Origin of the sequence: Pseudomonas sp. N2-3-1-14, from assembly GCF_041228395.1 — a bacterium.
In the GTDB taxonomy this organism is placed as follows: Bacteria; Pseudomonadota; Gammaproteobacteria; order Pseudomonadales; family Pseudomonadaceae; genus Aquipseudomonas.
In genome coordinates this window covers 2,023,783-2,038,435 of the sequence record NZ_CP166199.1, presented here as the reverse complement: position 1 = coordinate 2,038,435, position 14,653 = coordinate 2,023,783, and the positions used below count along the sequence as shown (strand labels likewise).

Annotated in this window: 11 protein-coding genes and 1 pseudogene; 1 reads left to right on the top strand and 11 read right to left on the bottom strand. The window is 58.3% G+C overall.

The window, feature by feature from the left end; genetic code table 11:
• Window positions 1–16 precede the first annotated feature (16 nt).
• Window positions 17–274, top strand: coding sequence for a hypothetical protein (locus tag AB5I78_RS09485; protein ID WP_369300474.1), 258 nt, complete (start codon window positions 17–19; stop codon window positions 272–274).
• Between the two features lie 102 nt (window positions 275–376).
• Here the strand turns inward: AB5I78_RS09485 and AB5I78_RS09480 are convergent.
• The 11 genes and pseudogenes from AB5I78_RS09480 to sdhC all read right to left on the bottom strand — a co-directional run bounded on the left by AB5I78_RS09480 (window position 377) and on the right by sdhC (window position 14,448).
• A pseudogene (locus AB5I78_RS09480) lies at window positions 377–1,116 on the bottom strand (DUF599 domain-containing protein).
• 215 nt (window positions 1,117–1,331) lie between these two features.
• Window positions 1,332–2,645 (bottom strand): branched-chain amino acid transport system II carrier protein, encoded by a 1,314-nt coding sequence (gene brnQ / locus AB5I78_RS09475; RefSeq protein ID WP_369300476.1) that lies wholly within the window; start codon window positions 2,643–2,645, stop codon window positions 1,332–1,334.
• A gap of 418 nt (window positions 2,646–3,063) precedes the next feature.
• Window positions 3,064–3,945 carry a succinate--CoA ligase subunit alpha gene (sucD, locus tag AB5I78_RS09470; RefSeq protein WP_003172813.1) on the bottom strand — a complete coding sequence of 294 codons (882 nt, stop codon included), beginning with the start codon at window positions 3,943–3,945 and terminating at the stop codon, window positions 3,064–3,066.
• Window positions 3,945–5,111 (bottom strand): ADP-forming succinate--CoA ligase subunit beta, encoded by a 1,167-nt coding sequence (gene sucC, locus AB5I78_RS09465; RefSeq protein WP_003233235.1) that lies wholly within the window; start codon window positions 5,109–5,111, stop codon window positions 3,945–3,947. The genes sucD and sucC overlap by 1 nt, the downstream gene beginning before the upstream one ends.
• A 202-nt stretch (window positions 5,112–5,313) precedes the next feature.
• On the bottom strand, window positions 5,314–6,750 hold the full coding sequence (gene lpdA / locus AB5I78_RS09460) for a dihydrolipoyl dehydrogenase (protein ID WP_106576739.1): 1,437 nt from the start codon (window positions 6,748–6,750) through the stop codon (window positions 5,314–5,316).
• Between the two features lie 99 nt (window positions 6,751–6,849).
• On the bottom strand, window positions 6,850–8,082 hold the full coding sequence (gene odhB, locus AB5I78_RS09455) for a 2-oxoglutarate dehydrogenase complex dihydrolipoyllysine-residue succinyltransferase (RefSeq protein ID WP_262210685.1): 1,233 nt from the start codon (window positions 8,080–8,082) through the stop codon (window positions 6,850–6,852).
• Window positions 8,083–8,126: 44 nt separating this feature from the next.
• Complete coding sequence (locus AB5I78_RS09450) at window positions 8,127–10,958, bottom strand: 2-oxoglutarate dehydrogenase E1 component (RefSeq protein WP_145164989.1); 2,832 nt, start codon at window positions 10,956–10,958, stop codon at window positions 8,127–8,129.
• Between the two features lie 261 nt (window positions 10,959–11,219).
• On the bottom strand, window positions 11,220–11,924 hold the full coding sequence (locus tag AB5I78_RS09445) for a succinate dehydrogenase iron-sulfur subunit (protein WP_003172807.1): 705 nt from the start codon (window positions 11,922–11,924) through the stop codon (window positions 11,220–11,222).
• Between the two features lie 11 nt (window positions 11,925–11,935).
• Complete coding sequence (sdhA, locus tag AB5I78_RS09440; protein ID WP_145164991.1) at window positions 11,936–13,708, bottom strand: succinate dehydrogenase flavoprotein subunit; 1,773 nt, start codon at window positions 13,706–13,708, stop codon at window positions 11,936–11,938.
• Between the two features lie 3 nt (window positions 13,709–13,711).
• Window positions 13,712–14,080 carry a succinate dehydrogenase, hydrophobic membrane anchor protein gene (gene sdhD, locus AB5I78_RS09435; RefSeq protein ID WP_003172805.1) on the bottom strand — a complete coding sequence of 123 codons (369 nt, stop codon included), beginning with the start codon at window positions 14,078–14,080 and terminating at the stop codon, window positions 13,712–13,714.
• Window positions 14,074–14,448, bottom strand: a complete 375-nt coding sequence (sdhC, locus tag AB5I78_RS09430; RefSeq protein WP_106576743.1) for a succinate dehydrogenase, cytochrome b556 subunit — start codon at window positions 14,446–14,448, stop codon at window positions 14,074–14,076. Before sdhC ends, sdhD begins: the two co-directional genes overlap by 7 nt.
• Window positions 14,449–14,653: the final 205 nt, after the last annotated feature.

Genomic DNA, 14,653 nt, shown 5'->3' with positions numbered 1-14,653 from the left:
TAAGGAGAAACACCCCATGCGCAAGACTTTAGCTATTTCCATGATGCTCGCCGCTGCCCTCGGCCTCGCTGCCTGCGATAAAAAATCCGAAGACAAAGCCCAAGATGCACAGTCGCATTCTGAGCAAGCTCAGAAGGACATGGCGAAAGCACAGGATAAAGTGAACGACGCTGCAAAAGAAAACGCCGATGCTGCCAAAGCTCAGGCTGATGCAAACGCTGAAAAAGCGAAAGAAGACGGTACCGCTGCTCCAGTAGCACCTGCCAAGCCTTAATAGCCTGGCAATTGCTGCGAAAGAAAGCCCGCTTACATAGCGGGCTTTTCTTTGTCTGCTGTTTAGCCGTGGGTTAAAAGTTGGACTAACCGGACGCCCTAGTTAAGACACTGCGTCTTTAGCCACTTCGGACGCCGGCGTATCAGTCGGGGTATAGACCATCACCTGCAGTACGTCGGAATGAAACTCCCGACGGTACAACACCACCACGACCCCGCCGCTCATCAACATGAACAACCAGGGGCTGACAAACCAGGCGAGCATGGTCATGCCAAAATAATAAGCGCGCAGGCCAAAGTTGAATTGGTTGGCGGCCATCGAGATCACCCTGGCTGCTCGCAGCGCAAACGCTTTACGCTCCTGCTCCGACACATGCCGCTCACCGATCATCGGCGCCGACCCCACCAGCACCGCGGCAAAGTTGTATTGGCGCATGCACCAACTGAAGGTGAAAAACGCGTAGACGAACACCAGCGCCAGGCACAGCAGCTTGATTTCCGACATGCCCTGGGACGCCTGCTGCACCATGGGGATGTCCGCCAGCAACGACACCGCCCGCTCGGACGCACCGAGCACGGTAAGAATGCCGGCGAGGATGATCAACGTGCTGGAGGCGAAGAACGAAGCGTTGCGCTCCAGGTTGCCGATCACGCTGGCGTCGGCGATGCGGTTGTCGCGCAGCAACATGCGGCGCATCCAGTCTTCGCGATACAAATGCAGCACGCTGGCCAGGCAGGCGGTGTCGCGGGCTTTCCAAGTGGCGTATCGGGTGTAACCCCCCAGCACAGGACGAACCAGAGGGCGGCAAGCAGGTGGACCTGATTGGTTTCGATGAACGACATGCGGGGCCTTATGCACAATGGATGGAGACGAACGCGGTTCAAAATGTGGGAGCTGGCTTGCCTGCGATAGCGCTGGATCGGGCGATACAGCAACCGCAGGCAACCAGCTCCCACATCGACCGCGTTTCAACTTTAGAGGGTAGTAGTCTCACAGGCATAAAAAATGCCCCGTATCGATTGATACGGGGCATTTCGATGCCGCGTGAAACCGCTCGTTACGCGATGGCTTCGCTACGCTTGCCGAGCATGCGATCAACCACAAATGCAACGACCAGCGTCATCACCGACGGCACCAGCCATGCCAGGCCTTGCTCGCTCAGCGGCAGGTGCGCCAGCTGGGCAGGCAACCAATCGGCCAGGCCCGCGCCCTTGAGCGCATCGATGCAACCAAAGATGAACGACACCAGCATCACCGGGCCAACGATACGGCCCTGCTCCAGCCAGAAGTCTTTGCAGAAGCTCAGGGCCACCAGCACGATGCACGGCGGGTAGATCGCGGTAAGCACCGGAATCGAGAAGGCGATCAGCTTGGTCAGGCCCAGGTTGGACACAAACAGCGAGAACAGCGCCAGGATCACGACCAGTGTCTTGTAGGACAGCGGCAGGATTTTGCTGAAGTACTCGGCGCACGCGCAGGTCAGGCCCACAGCGGTGACCAGGCATGCCAGGGAGATCAACACGGCGAGGAAGCCGCTGCCCAGGGAGCCGAACGTGTATTGCACGTAAGCGTGCAGCACCGCCGCACCGTTGCTCGCGCCGGCGGCCACGGCGTGGCTGCCCGAACCCAGGCGGAACAGGCTGACGTACACCAGCGCCAGGCCCACGCCGGCAATCAACCCGGCAATGATTGCGTAGCGGGTGATCAGCTGTGGCGATTCGACGCCACGGGAACGGATGGCATTGACGATGACGATCCCGAACACCAGCGCGCCCAGGGTATCCATGGTCAGGTAACCATTGATGAACCCTTGGGAGAACGGTGCGGCCACGTATTCCGGTGTCGCCACGCCCACATCACCGGCCGGCAGGGCAAATGCAGCGATGCCCAGAATGGCCAGGGCGATGATTTTCAGTGGCGCCAGGAAGCGACCGACAGTGTCCAGCAGGCGGCCCGGGTACAGGGACACGAAGAACACCACCAGGAAATACACCGAGCTGTAGAGGAACAGCGCCAGCGGGCTTTCGCCGGTCAGCGGCGCCAGGCCCACTTCAAAGGAAACGGTCGCGGTACGCGGGGTGGCGAACAGCGGCCCTACCGCCAGGTACGCCGCCGCCGCGAGCAGGCCGCCGGCGATCTTGCCGATCGGGCTGCTCAACGCGTCCATACCGCCGCCAACCTTGGCCAGGGCGATGACGGTGACCACCGGCAGACCGACCGCGGTGATCAGGAAGCCCAACGCTGCCATCCAGACGTGAGGCCCGGACTGCAAACCAACGATAGGCGGGAAGATGATGTTGCCGGCGCCCACGAACAGGGCAAAAGTCATAAAGCCTAACGCCAGGATATCCTGGCTTTTCAACACTTTCATTTCAGGAAATACCACACTACTGAATCGGAATTTAGAGAGGGATTCCCTGTGGATGAGGGAACTGCTGCCGGTCCTTATGGGGACCGACCGATCTGGCGCGCGACTTCCTTTTGGGATGCGGACGCATAAAGAGGCGGCTAGAGTACAGAATTGGGCTGACAAACACACTGTTGCGGGGCGAACTGTCCGATAAGCGACATCCAAATGTCGCGTTTTCATACTTAACGTTGTTAATACAGAACAATGTGGGAGCGGGCTTGCTCGCGAATGCGGTCTGTCAGTACCAAATTTACCGACTGATCCTGCGCATTCGCGAGCAAGCCCGCTCCCACATTTTGATCTTCAACAATCTCCAGAACGCACAAAGGCCACCCGAAGGTGGCCTTTGTGTGGGTGAAGCGTCAGCTAAGCGCGAGGCTTACTTGACAGCCCAACCCGTCAGCTCAGCCAGGGCTTTGCCGATGTCTGCCAGCGAACGCACGGTTTTAACGCCTGCGTCTTGCAGTGCAGCGAATTTCTCGTCTGCAGTGCCTTTGCCGCCAGAGATGATTGCGCCAGCATGGCCCATGCGCTTGCCCGCAGGGGCAGTCACACCAGCGATGTAGGAAACAACCGGCTTGGTCACGTGTGCCTTGATGTAGGCAGCCGCTTCTTCTTCAGCCGAACCGCCGATCTCACCGATCATCACGATCGCTTCGGTCTTCGGGTCTTCCTGGAACAGTTTCAGGATGTCGATGAAGTTCGAGCCTGGGATCGGGTCACCGCCGATGCCGACGCAAGTCGACTGACCGAAACCGGCGTCAGTGGTTTGCTTCACAGCTTCGTAGGTCAGGGTGCCGGAACGCGAAACGATACCGACTTTGCCTGGCAAGTGAATGTGACCTGGCATGATGCCGATCTTGCATTCGCCTGGGGTGATCACGCCTGGGCAGTTAGGGCCGATCAGGACTACGCCCAGCTCGTCGCACTTAACTTTAGCGTCCAGCATGTCCAGGGTAGGAATGCCTTCGGTGATGCACACGATCAGCTTGATGCCGCCGAATGCTGCTTCCAGGATGGAATCTTTGCAGAAAGGTGCTGGAACGTAGATCACGCTGGCGGTGGCGCCAGTGGCAGCTACAGCGTCTTTCACGGTGTTGAACACTGGCAGACCCAGGTGCTCGGTGCCGCCTTTGCCCGGAGTTACGCCGCCAACCATCTTGGTGCCGTACTCGATGGCTTGCTGGGTGTGGAAACTACCTTGCGAACCGGTAATACCCTGGCAGATAACTTTGGTGTCTTTATTGATCAGGACGCTCATTATTTGCCCTCCGCAGCTTTGACAACTTGTTGAGCAGCGTCGGTCAGGCTGGTAGCCGCGATGATGTTCAAACCGCTTTCTGCCAGTACTTTAGCGCCCAGTTCAGCGTTGTTACCTTCAAGGCGTACAACAACCGGGATTTTAACGCCGACTTCTTTCACTGCACCGATGATGCCTTCGGCAATCATGTCGCAACGAACGATGCCGCCGAAAATGTTGACCAATACTGCAGCGACGTTGGAGTCGGACAGGATGATCTTGAACGCTTCGGTCACGCGTTCTTTGGTAGCACCGCCGCCCACATCGAGGAAGTTGGCTGGCTTGCCGCCATGCAGGTTGACGATGTCCATGGTACCCATGGCCAGGCCAGCACCGTTGACCATGCAACCGATGTTACCTTCCAGCGCTACGTAGTTCAGTTCGAACTTGGCAGCGTGCGCTTCGCGCGGATCGTCTTGCGACGGATCGTGGAAAGTCTTCAGCTTAGGCTGACGGTACATGGCGTTGGCGTCGATGTTGATCTTGGCGTCGAGGCAGTGCAGATCGCCGTCAGCCTTGATCACCAGCGGGTTCACTTCCAGCAGGGCCAGATCGTGATCCTGGAACAGTTTGGCCAGACCTACGAAGATCTTGGCGAACTGGGCAACTTGCTTGCCTTCCAGGCCCAGCTGGAAAGCCAGCTCACGACCCTGGAATGGCTGAGCGCCAACCAGTGGATCGATAGTGGCTTTCAGAATTTTTTCTGGGGTTTCGTGAGCAATCTTCTCGATGTCCACGCCACCTTCGGTGGAAGCCATGAACACAATGCGACGGCTCGAACGGTCAACGACAGCGCCCAGGTACAGCTCTTTAGCGATATCAGTGCACGATTCAACCAGGATCTTGGTGACTGGTTGGCCATTGGCATCAGTCTGGTAAGTCACCAGACGCTTGCCCAGCCACTGCTGTGCGAAGGCCTTGGCGTCTTCTTTGCTGCGAACCAGCTTAACGCCGCCCGCTTTACCGCGACCACCAGCGTGGACCTGGGCTTTGACAACCCACTCGGTACCACCGATTTTGTCGCAAGCTTCTGCTGCTGCTTCCGGGGTGTCTACTGCGTAACCCTTGGATACTGGCAGGCCGTATTCAGCGAACAGCTGCTTACCCTGATACTCGTGAAGATTCATGCTTTTTACCGTCTTCGTTAGGTACTGCGCATTCGGCGCTGCGCTCATTATGAGTGCCGCGCCACCTGTGACTGCTGCTTGCACAACTTGCAGGGCTTAACGCCCGTAAAGCTGCGCAAGACTGCGTCCAGCGGATATTCCGCGGTGAGTCTTGCGCGCAAGGCTCACGACGGGCAACCGCCGTGGTTTCTTATTATCTCGCTTAGCGTTTCTTCTTGTTGGCGATGTGGATGGCGCCGCCATTCACAGCCAACGCGGCTTCATGCAACGCTTCAGACAGGGTCGGATGGGAGAAGACCATCATGCCCAGGTCCTCGGCGCTGGTGCCGAATTCCATACCGATCGCGCCTTGCTGAACCAGTTCTGCAGCGCTTGGGCCAATCACGTGGACGCCCAATACGCGGTCAGTCTTGGCATCAGCGATGACTTTGACAAAACCACCGGTGTCGTTGGCTGCCATGGCACGGCCAGAAGCGGCAAACGGGAAGGTGCCGACGTTAACTTCAACGCCTTCAGCTTTCAACTGCTGTTCGTTCTTGCCGACCCATGCAATTTCCGGGTGGGTGTAGATAACGGACGGGATCAGGTCGTAGTTCATCTGGGTTTTGTGACCCTTGATGCGCTCGACAACCATGATGCCTTCTTCGGACGCCTTGTGCGCCAGCATCATGCCGCGCACCACGTCGCCGATGGCGTACACGCCAGGCACGGTGGTAGCGCAGTGATCGTCAACGTGGATGAAACCACGCTCGTCGATGTTCACGCCGCTGTCGGAAGCCAGCAAGTCGGTGGTCACTGGCCGGCGACCCACGGCTACGATCAGCTTGTCGAAGGTGATGGTCTGCTCGCCTTCTTTATCGGTGTAGGTCACCACGACTTCTTCGCCGTTGACCTTGGAACCGGTAACACGGGCGCCCAGCTTGATGTCCAGACCTTGTTTGGTCAGGGTTTTCAGCGCTTCTTTGGACACCGCGGTGTCGGCAGCCAGCAGGAACGTGTCCAGGGCTTCCAGAACGGTCACTTCAGAACCCAGGCGGGACCATACCGAACCCAGCTCCAGACCGATGACGCCAGCGCCGATCACGCCCAGACGCTTAGGCACGGTTTGGAATTCCAGGGCGCCGGTCGAATCAACGATCACGTTCTGGTCAACGGGAGCCGGTGGAATGTCGATTGGACGCGAGCCTGGAGCCAGGATCACGTTCTCGGCTTCGATGACCTCGACCGAACCGTCCGGCTTGGTGATTTCAACTTTCTTGCCGGCCAGCAGTTTGCCGTGACCTTGCAGGGAAGTAACGCCGTTGGCCTTGAACAGGGTGGCAACGCCGGAAGTCAGGCCTTTAACGATGTTGGCTTTACGGCCGACCATTGCTGGCACGTCCATGGTCACGCCAGCATGGTTGATGCCGTGGATCGCGAAACCGCTTTGGGCTTCGTGGAATTTCCAGGAGCTGTCCAGCAGCGCCTTGGAAGGAATGCAACCTACGTTCAGGCAAGTACCGCCCAGCGCCAGTTTGCCTTCCTTGTCGGTGTATTTTTCGATGCAAGCAGTCGAGAGGCCCAGTTGTGCGGCCTTGATAGCGGCAACGTAGCCGCCAGGACCTGCACCAATCACAACAACGTCAAATTTCTGCGACATGAAAATAGTTCCTCTATTCAGCGACAAGCTTCAAGCGACAAGCCGCAAGCCAAGCTGCTTTTTCCTACAGCTTGTAGCTCGCAACTTGCCGCTGCGTCTTTAGATGTCCAGCAGCAGACGAGCCGGGTCTTCCAGCAGGTTCTTGATGGTCACCAGGAAAGTCACGGCTTCTTTACCATCGATCAGGCGGTGATCGTAAGACAGTGCCAGGTACATCATTGGGCGGATCACGACTTGGCCGTTGATGGCCATCGGACGCTGGATGATGTTGTGCATGCCCAGGATCGCAGCTTGTGGCGGGTTGACGATCGGGGTCGACATCATCGAACCGAAGGTACCACCGTTGGTGATGGTGAAGGTACCACCGGTCATCTCGTCGATGGTCAGCTTGCCGTCACGGGCTTTCTTGCCGAAGCCGGCGATGCCGCCTTCGATTTCAGCCAGGCTCATCAGTTCGGCGTTACGCAGAACCGGTACCACCAGGCCACGGTCGCTGGACACGGCAACGCCGATGTCTGCATAGCCGTGGTAAACGATGTCGCTGCCGTCGATGGAAGCGTTGACTGCCGGGAAGCGTTTCAGCGCTTCGGTGGCCGCTTTCACGAAGAACGACATGAAGCCCAGGCGCACGCCATTGTGGGACTTCTCGAACAGGTCCTTGTACTTCGAACGCAGGGCCATGACTTCGGTCATGTCGACTTCGTTGAAGGTAGTCAGCATCGCCATGTTCGACTGTGCTTCGACCAGGCGCTTGGCCACGGTGGCACGTACGCGAGTCATCGGTACGCGCTTCTCGGTGCGGTCGCCAGCGGCGAACACAGGCGCAGCGGCAGCCGGTGCAGCAGCCTTGGCAGGTGCGGCAGCTGGAGCGTTTTTCTTGGCTTCAACTGCAGCTACAACGTCTTCCTTGGTGACACGGCCGTCTTTGCCGGTGCCTTTGATGGACGCCAGGTTGATGCCGTTTTCTTCGGCCAGCTGACGCGCAGCCGGGGCAGCGATTGGATCTTCGCCAGCAGCAGCCGGTGCAGCTGGCGCCGAAGCAGCCGGTGCAGCAGCGGCGGCCGGGGCAGCGGCTGGAGCAGGAGCAGCAGCGCTGCCCTCTTCGATCGAGCCCAGAATCTGGTTCGACAGAACGGTAGCGCCTTCTTCGGCAACGATTGCGCCCAGTACGCCGTCAGCCTCAGCCAACACTTCCAGAACGACTTTGTCGGTCTCGATGTCGACGATCAGGTCGTCACGCTTGACGGCGTCGCCTGGTTTCTTGTGCCAGGTGGCAACGGTGCCATCGGCAACCGATTCCGGGAATGACGGGGCTTTGATTTCGATAGCCATTATCTGTGGGTCCTTAAAATTCGGTTTCAGTCAGCGCGAAGGCGTTAAACAGTGAAAGCATCTTGCAGCAGTTTTTCCTGCTGCTCGGCGTGCATCGACGCATAACCACACGCAGGTGCAGCAGAAGCATCACGACCGGCATACTCAAGGCCAAGGCCTGTTTTGTGGTTACCGATGCTGCGACGCAAGTGATGCTGACTGCTGTACCACGCGCCCTGGTTCATCGGTTCTTCCTGACACCACACCACGTTGGTGAGGTTGGTGTAAGGCGCGATGGCCTCCATCAGGTCGTCTTCCGGGAACGGGTAAAGCTGCTCGATCCGCACGATGGCGATGTCTTCGCGGCCTTCGGCACGACGTTTTTCCAGCAAGTCGTAGTAAACCTTGCCGCTGCACAGGATCAGGCGAGTGACCTTGGCGGCGTCCAGGGTGTCGATTTCTGGAATCACGGTCTGGAACGAACCGTCGGCCAGATCTTCCAGGGTCGAGATGGCCAATTTGTGACGCAACAGCGATTTCGGGGTCAGCACTACCAGCGGCTTGCGCAGCGGGCGGATCACCTGGCGACGCAGCAAGTGGTAGATCTGGGCCGGAGTAGTCGGCACGCACACCTGGATGTTGTGCTCGGCGCACAGCTGCAGGTAACGCTCCAGACGGGCCGAAGAGTGCTCCGGACCCTGACCTTCATAACCGTGTGGCAGCAGCATGGTCAGACCGCACAGACGGCCCCACTTGTGCTCGCCGCTGGTGATGAACTGGTCGATAACCACCTGAGCACCGTTGGCGAAGTCGCCGAACTGGGCTTCCCAGATCACCAGCGCGTTTGGCGTGGTGGTCGAGTAACCGTATTCGAACGCCAGTACGGCTTCTTCGGAGAGGAACGAATCGTACAGGTCGAAACGTGGCTGGCCTTCGTACAGGTTCTGCAACGGGATGTAGGTGCCCGCGTCTTTCTGGTTGTGCAATACCGCGTGGCGGTGCGAGAACGTACCGCGGCCGATGTCCTGGCCGGTCATGCGGATCGGGTGACCTTCGAACGCCAGGGTCGCGTACGCCATGGTTTCAGCGTAACCCCAGTTGATCGGCAGGCCGCCGGCTTGCATCTTCTGACGGTCTTCGTAGATCTTCGCAACCTGGCGCTGCACCACGAAGCCATCTGGAATTTCCAGCAGCTTGGCGGACAGTTCCTGCAGGGTTTTCAGATCGAACGAGGTGTCGTGACGCGCAGTCCAGGCGTGGCCCAGGTACGGACGCCAGTCCACGAACAGCTCTTTGTTCGGCTCTTTAACCAGGCTTTTTACTACGTGCAGACCGTTGTCCAGCGCGTTGCGGTATTCATCGATCTTCGCCTGAACACGCGCATCGTCAACCACGCCGGCCTTGATCAGGCTGTCGGCGTACAGCTCACGGGTGGTGCGCTGCTTGGTGATTTGCTGGTACATCAACGGTTGGGTGCCGCTAGGCTCATCCGCTTCGTTGTGACCGCGACGACGGTAGCAGACCAGGTCGATCACCACGTCACGCTTGAACTGCATGCGGTAGTCGATGGCCAGTTGGGTCACGAACAGCACGGCTTCCGGATCATCACCATTCACATGGAGGATCGGCGCCTGGATCATCTTGGCAACGTCGGTGGCGTACTCGGTAGAGCGCGCGTCCAGCGGGTTGCTGATGGTGAAACCCACCTGGTTGTTGATGACGATGTGAACCGTACCGCCGGTCTTGAAGCCGCGCGTCTGCGACATCTGGAAGGTTTCCAGAACCACGCCTTGACCGGCGAATGCCGCGTCACCGTGGATGGAAATCGGCAGAACCTTTTCACCGGTGGAATCGTTGCGACGATCCTGGCGAGCACGTACCGAACCCTCGACCACTGGAGAAACGATTTCCAGGTGGGATGGGTTGAAGGCCATGGCCAGGTGAACTTCACCGCCGGTGGTCATCACGTTGGACGAGAAGCCCTGGTGGTATTTAACGTCACCGGAACCCAGCTCGACCTTCTTCTTGCCTTCGAACTCGTCGAACAGCTCGCGCGGGTTCTTGCCGAAGGTGTTGACCAACACGTTCAGGCGACCACGGTGAGCCATGCCGATCACGATTTCCTTGGTGCCGTAGGAACCGGAACGCTGGATCAGCTCGTCGAGCATTGGAATCAGGCTCTCGCCGCCTTCCAGGCCGAAACGTTTGGTGCCCGGGTATTTGGTACCCAGGTATTTCTCGAGACCTTCGGCTGCGGTCACGCGCTCCAGCAAATGGCTGCGTACGTCGGCAGACAAAACCGGACGGCCACGCACACCTTCCAGACGATGCTGGAACCAGTGGCGCTGCTCGGAATCGGTGATGTGCGTAAATTCAGCGCCGATGGTGCGGCAATATGTCTGCTGCAACGCTTCGTGAATTTCGCGTAGGCTCGCTTCCTCTTTGCCGATGAACAGGTCGCCGGCACGGAAGGTCGTATCAAGATCGGCATTGGTCAAGCCGTAATGATTGATCGACAGGTCAGCAGGTGCAGGACGCTTCCAGAGCCCCAGCGGGTCAAGCTGGGCCGCCTGGTGGCCACGCATCCGGTAAGCCTGGATCAGTCGCAGTACTTCAACTTGCTTCTTCTCGTGCTCGCTGCTCACGCTCCCGGCGGAAACCGGCTGAGCGCGGCGCTGGTTCTTTGCCAGCAGCACAAACTGATCGCGAATTGTTGCGTGCGATACATCGGTGGCAGCGTTGCCGTCTGAAGACAACGTCTGAAATTTGGTGCGCCATTCTTCTGGCACAGCGTTAGGGTCGTGCAGGTAGAGCTCATAAAGCTCTTCCACATAGGCAGCGTTACCACCTGAAAGATAGCCGCTGTTCCACATGCGCTGCATCACGCTTTCTTGCATGCTTGGTCACCCTCGATTTGGGGACACCACCGGCGAAAACACCGAGTTTGCTTGCAAAAGGCCAAGTGCAGCGACCAAAACAAGCCACTTAGGATCACGCTGATAGTTCGGGTACCAACCCGAATGCCCCTGCTTGTCTCATTTCTTCAAAATAAGAGCCGCGGCTTTGTAAGTCGCTGCTCAAGTTAAAACTACGGCGCCGGTTGAAGCCTGCGCCGTAGCATTTACGGGCACAACGGTCCTGCTTTATTACAACGTCGGTTACACGCCGCTTTGCAGCAGCATGTTACGGATGTGACCAATGGCCTTAGTCGGGTTCAGGCCTTTGGGACATACGTTGACGCAGTTCATGATCCCGCGGCAGCGGAATACGCTGAACGGGTCATCCAGTGAAGCCAGACGCTCGGACGTCTTGGTGTCACGGCTGTCTGCTAGGAAGCGATACGCTTGCAGCAGTGCAGCTGGACCCAGGAACTTGTCCGGGTTCCACCAGAAGGACGGGCACGAAGTCGAGCAGCAAGCGCACAGGATGCACTCGTACAGACCGTCGAGCTTTTCACGCTCTTCCGGGGACTGCAGACGCTCGATGGCCGGAGCCGGCGTGTCGTTCTGCAGGAACGGCTTAACTTTCTCGTATTGCTTGTAGAAGATGCTCATATCGACGACTAGGTCACGGATAACCGGCAGACCTGGCAGAGGACGAACGATCAGCTTGTTGCCTTTAACCACGGCAGACAGCGGCGTGATGCACGCCAGGCCGTTTTTGCCGTTGATGTTCATGCCGTCGGAACCGCACACACCTTCACGGCAAGAGCGACGATAGGAGAAACCCTCGTCCTGCTCTTTGATCAGGGCCAGCACGTCCAGCACCATCAGGTCTTTACCACCGGTATCAACCTGGAATTCCTGCATGAACGGCGCAGCGTCCTGATCAGGGTTGTAGCGATAAACACTGACTTTCAACATGGCAGCCACCCTTAGTAAGTCCGAATCTTCGGTTCAAACGTCGGAACCGTCTTCGGCGAGAAGTTCACGGCACGCTTGGTCACGCGCTTGTCACCCGGGAAGTACAGGGTGTGGCACAACCAGTTCTCGTCGTCGCGGTCTTCAAAGTCTTCACGAGCGTGAGCACCACGGGATTCTTTACGAACCTCGGCGGCGATCGCAGTCGCTTCAGCCACTTCCAACAGGTTTTGCAGCTCAAGGGCTTCGATACGAGCGGTGTTGAACGCCTGGCTCTTATCGTTGATCTTGACGTTGGCGATGCGCTTGCGCAGATCGGCCAGCTGGGCAATACCCTTCTGCATGTATTCGCCGGTACGGAATACACCGAAGTAGTTTTGCATGCAGTTTTGCAGCTCGCGACGCAGGGTTGCCACATCTTCGCCATCGGTACGCTCGTTCAGAGCGTTCAGGCGCGCCAGGGCAGTTTCGATGTTGGCGTCGGTCGCGTCATCGTATTCGATGCCGTCGGACAGTGCCTTCTCGAGGTGCAGGCCGGCAGCGCGACCGAATACCACTAGGTCGAGCAGCGAGTTGCCGCCCAGGCGGTTGGCGCCGTGAACCGATACGCACGCCACTTCGCCTACCGCGAACAGGCCGTGAATGATCTCGTCCACGCCGTCGGCGTTCTGAGTGATCGCCTGACCATGAATGTTGGTCGGCACGCCGCCCATCATGTAGTGGCAAGTCGGAACAACCGGAACCGGAGCAACCACCGGGTCAACGTGAGCAAAGGTCTTGGACAGCTCACAGATACCCGGCAGGCGGCTGTGCAGTACTTCTTCGCCCAGGTGATCGAGCTTGAGCAGTACGTGGTCGCCATTAGGGCCACAGCCGTTACCGGCAATGATTTCCTTGACCATCGAACGGGCTACAACGTCACGACCGGCAAGGTCTTTCGCGTTCGGAGCATAACGCTCCATGAAGCGCTCGCCGTTCTTGTTGATCAGGTAGCCACCTTCACCACGGCAACCTTCGGTTACCAGTACGCCGGCGCCGGCAATGCCGGTTGGGTGGAACTGCCACATTTCGATGTCTTGCACCGGTACGCCTGCACGCAGTGCCATGCCGACGCCGTCACCGGTGTTGATCAGGGCATTGGTGGTCGATGCGTAGATACGGCCTGCACCGCCAGTCGCCAGAACGGTAGCCTTGGCGCGGATGTAGGAGGTTTCACCGGTTTCGATGCAGATGGCGATCACGCCGACGAATGCGCCGTCAGCGTTTTTCACCAGGTCAACCGCGTAGTATTCGTTCAGGAACGTGGTGCCGGCTTTCAGGTTGCCCTGATACAGGGTGTGCAGCAGCGCGTGACCGGTACGGTCGGAAGCGGCGCACGTACGGGCAGCCTGGCCGCCTTTACCGTAATCCTTCGACTGGCCGCCGAATGGACGCTGGTAGATACGACCCTGCTCGGTACGCGAGAACGGCAGACCCATGTGGTCCAGCTCGAACACGGCGGCCGGACCTTCCTGACACATGTATTCGATAGCGTCCTGGTCACCGATGTAATCGGAACCCTTGACGGTGTCGTACATGTGCCAGCGCCAGTCATCGTTCGGGTCGGCGGACGCGATGGCGCAGGTGATGCCACCCTGGGCCGATACGGTGTGGGAACGCGTTGGGAACACTTTGGTGATCACGGCAGTCTTGTGACCGCCCTGGGCCAGCTGCAGCGCTGCGCGCATGCCAGCACCGCCGCCACCAATAATGATGGCGTCGAAGGAAATAGTTGGAATGTTAGCCATGAATCAGATACCCCAAAGAATCTGCACACCCCAGACGAAGTAAGCGAACATCGCGACGCCGCATACTGCCTGGAAGAGGAAACGGACTGCAGTCGCGGACTTGCCCAGCGCCATTGGCGTCAGGTAGTCAGTCGCGATGGTCCACATGCCGACCCAGGCGTGAGCGCCCAGAGCTACAAGTGCCAGCAGACTGAAGATTCGCATCGCATTGTGGGAAAACAGGCCGTGCCATTGCTCATAGCCGATGCCCGGGTTTGCGACGAGGTATCCGATCAGGAAAATGAAATAAGCCGCGAGAACGACCGCAGACACACGCTGTGCCATCCAGTCATAGAGGCCCGAACGCGAAAGGTTCGTAACGCTGGTTACCATATCCAAACTCCTGCCAGAACGATCAGCACCACGGAAATGGCGATGATGATTTTCGAGCCCAGGCGGCCGCCTTCCAGCGTCTCACCGATGCCCATATCCATGATCAAGTGGCGCACGCCGGCTACCAGATGATAAAGCAGAGCGGACAGGAGGCCCCATGCTACGAACTTGGCCAGCGGGCTGGTCAAGCATGCCTTCACCTCGGCAAAACCTTCCTCGGAACCCAGGGATTTGCTCAATGCATAAAGCATGATGCCCAAGCCCAGGAACAGGATGATGCCGGAAACACGGTGCAGGAACGACGTAACGCCGGTGATGGGGAGTTTGATGGTCCTTAGGTCTAGGTTTACAGGTCGTTGGCTATTCACGGCTTTTTTTCACACTGAAGAGCCCCTAACAATCAGGGCAAAGTTGTTGGGGAGTGCGACTGGTCAGGTAAGCACCACCCAGGGAGTGCGACCCCCAATGAAAGCAAGCCCAAAAGCCCTTGGCGGTCGGTGGCCGAGTATAGACAGTTAGGTTACTAATGACAACGCGCGCTCCTCACCCTAATAGCTGATTGCGCTGGCGGGA

Bases quoted from the DNA above. Each gene is read 5' to 3' on its own strand.
- AB5I78_RS09485 (WP_369300474.1), top strand. From the start codon at position 17: ATGCGCAAGACTTTAGCTATTTCCATGATGCTCGCCGCTGCCCTCGGC.
- brnQ (WP_369300476.1), bottom strand. From the start codon at position 2,645: ATGAAAGTGTTGAAAAGCCAGGATATCCTGGCGTTAGGCTTTATGACT.
- sucD (WP_003172813.1), bottom strand. From the start codon at position 3,945: ATGAGCGTCCTGATCAATAAAGACACCAAAGTTATCTGCCAGGGTATT.
- sucC (WP_003233235.1), bottom strand. From the start codon at position 5,111: ATGAATCTTCACGAGTATCAGGGTAAGCAGCTGTTCGCTGAATACGGC.
- lpdA (WP_106576739.1), bottom strand. From the start codon at position 6,750: ATGTCGCAGAAATTTGACGTTGTTGTGATTGGTGCAGGTCCTGGCGGC.
- odhB (WP_262210685.1), bottom strand. From the start codon at position 8,082: ATGGCTATCGAAATCAAAGCCCCGTCATTCCCGGAATCGGTTGCCGAT.
- AB5I78_RS09450 (WP_145164989.1), bottom strand. From the start codon at position 10,958: ATGCAAGAAAGCGTGATGCAGCGCATGTGGAACAGCGGCTATCTTTCA.
- AB5I78_RS09445 (WP_003172807.1), bottom strand. From the start codon at position 11,924: ATGTTGAAAGTCAGTGTTTATCGCTACAACCCTGATCAGGACGCTGCG.
- sdhA (WP_145164991.1), bottom strand. From the start codon at position 13,708: ATGGCTAACATTCCAACTATTTCCTTCGACGCCATCATTATTGGTGGC.
- sdhD (WP_003172805.1), bottom strand. From the start codon at position 14,080: ATGGTAACCAGCGTTACGAACCTTTCGCGTTCGGGCCTCTATGACTGG.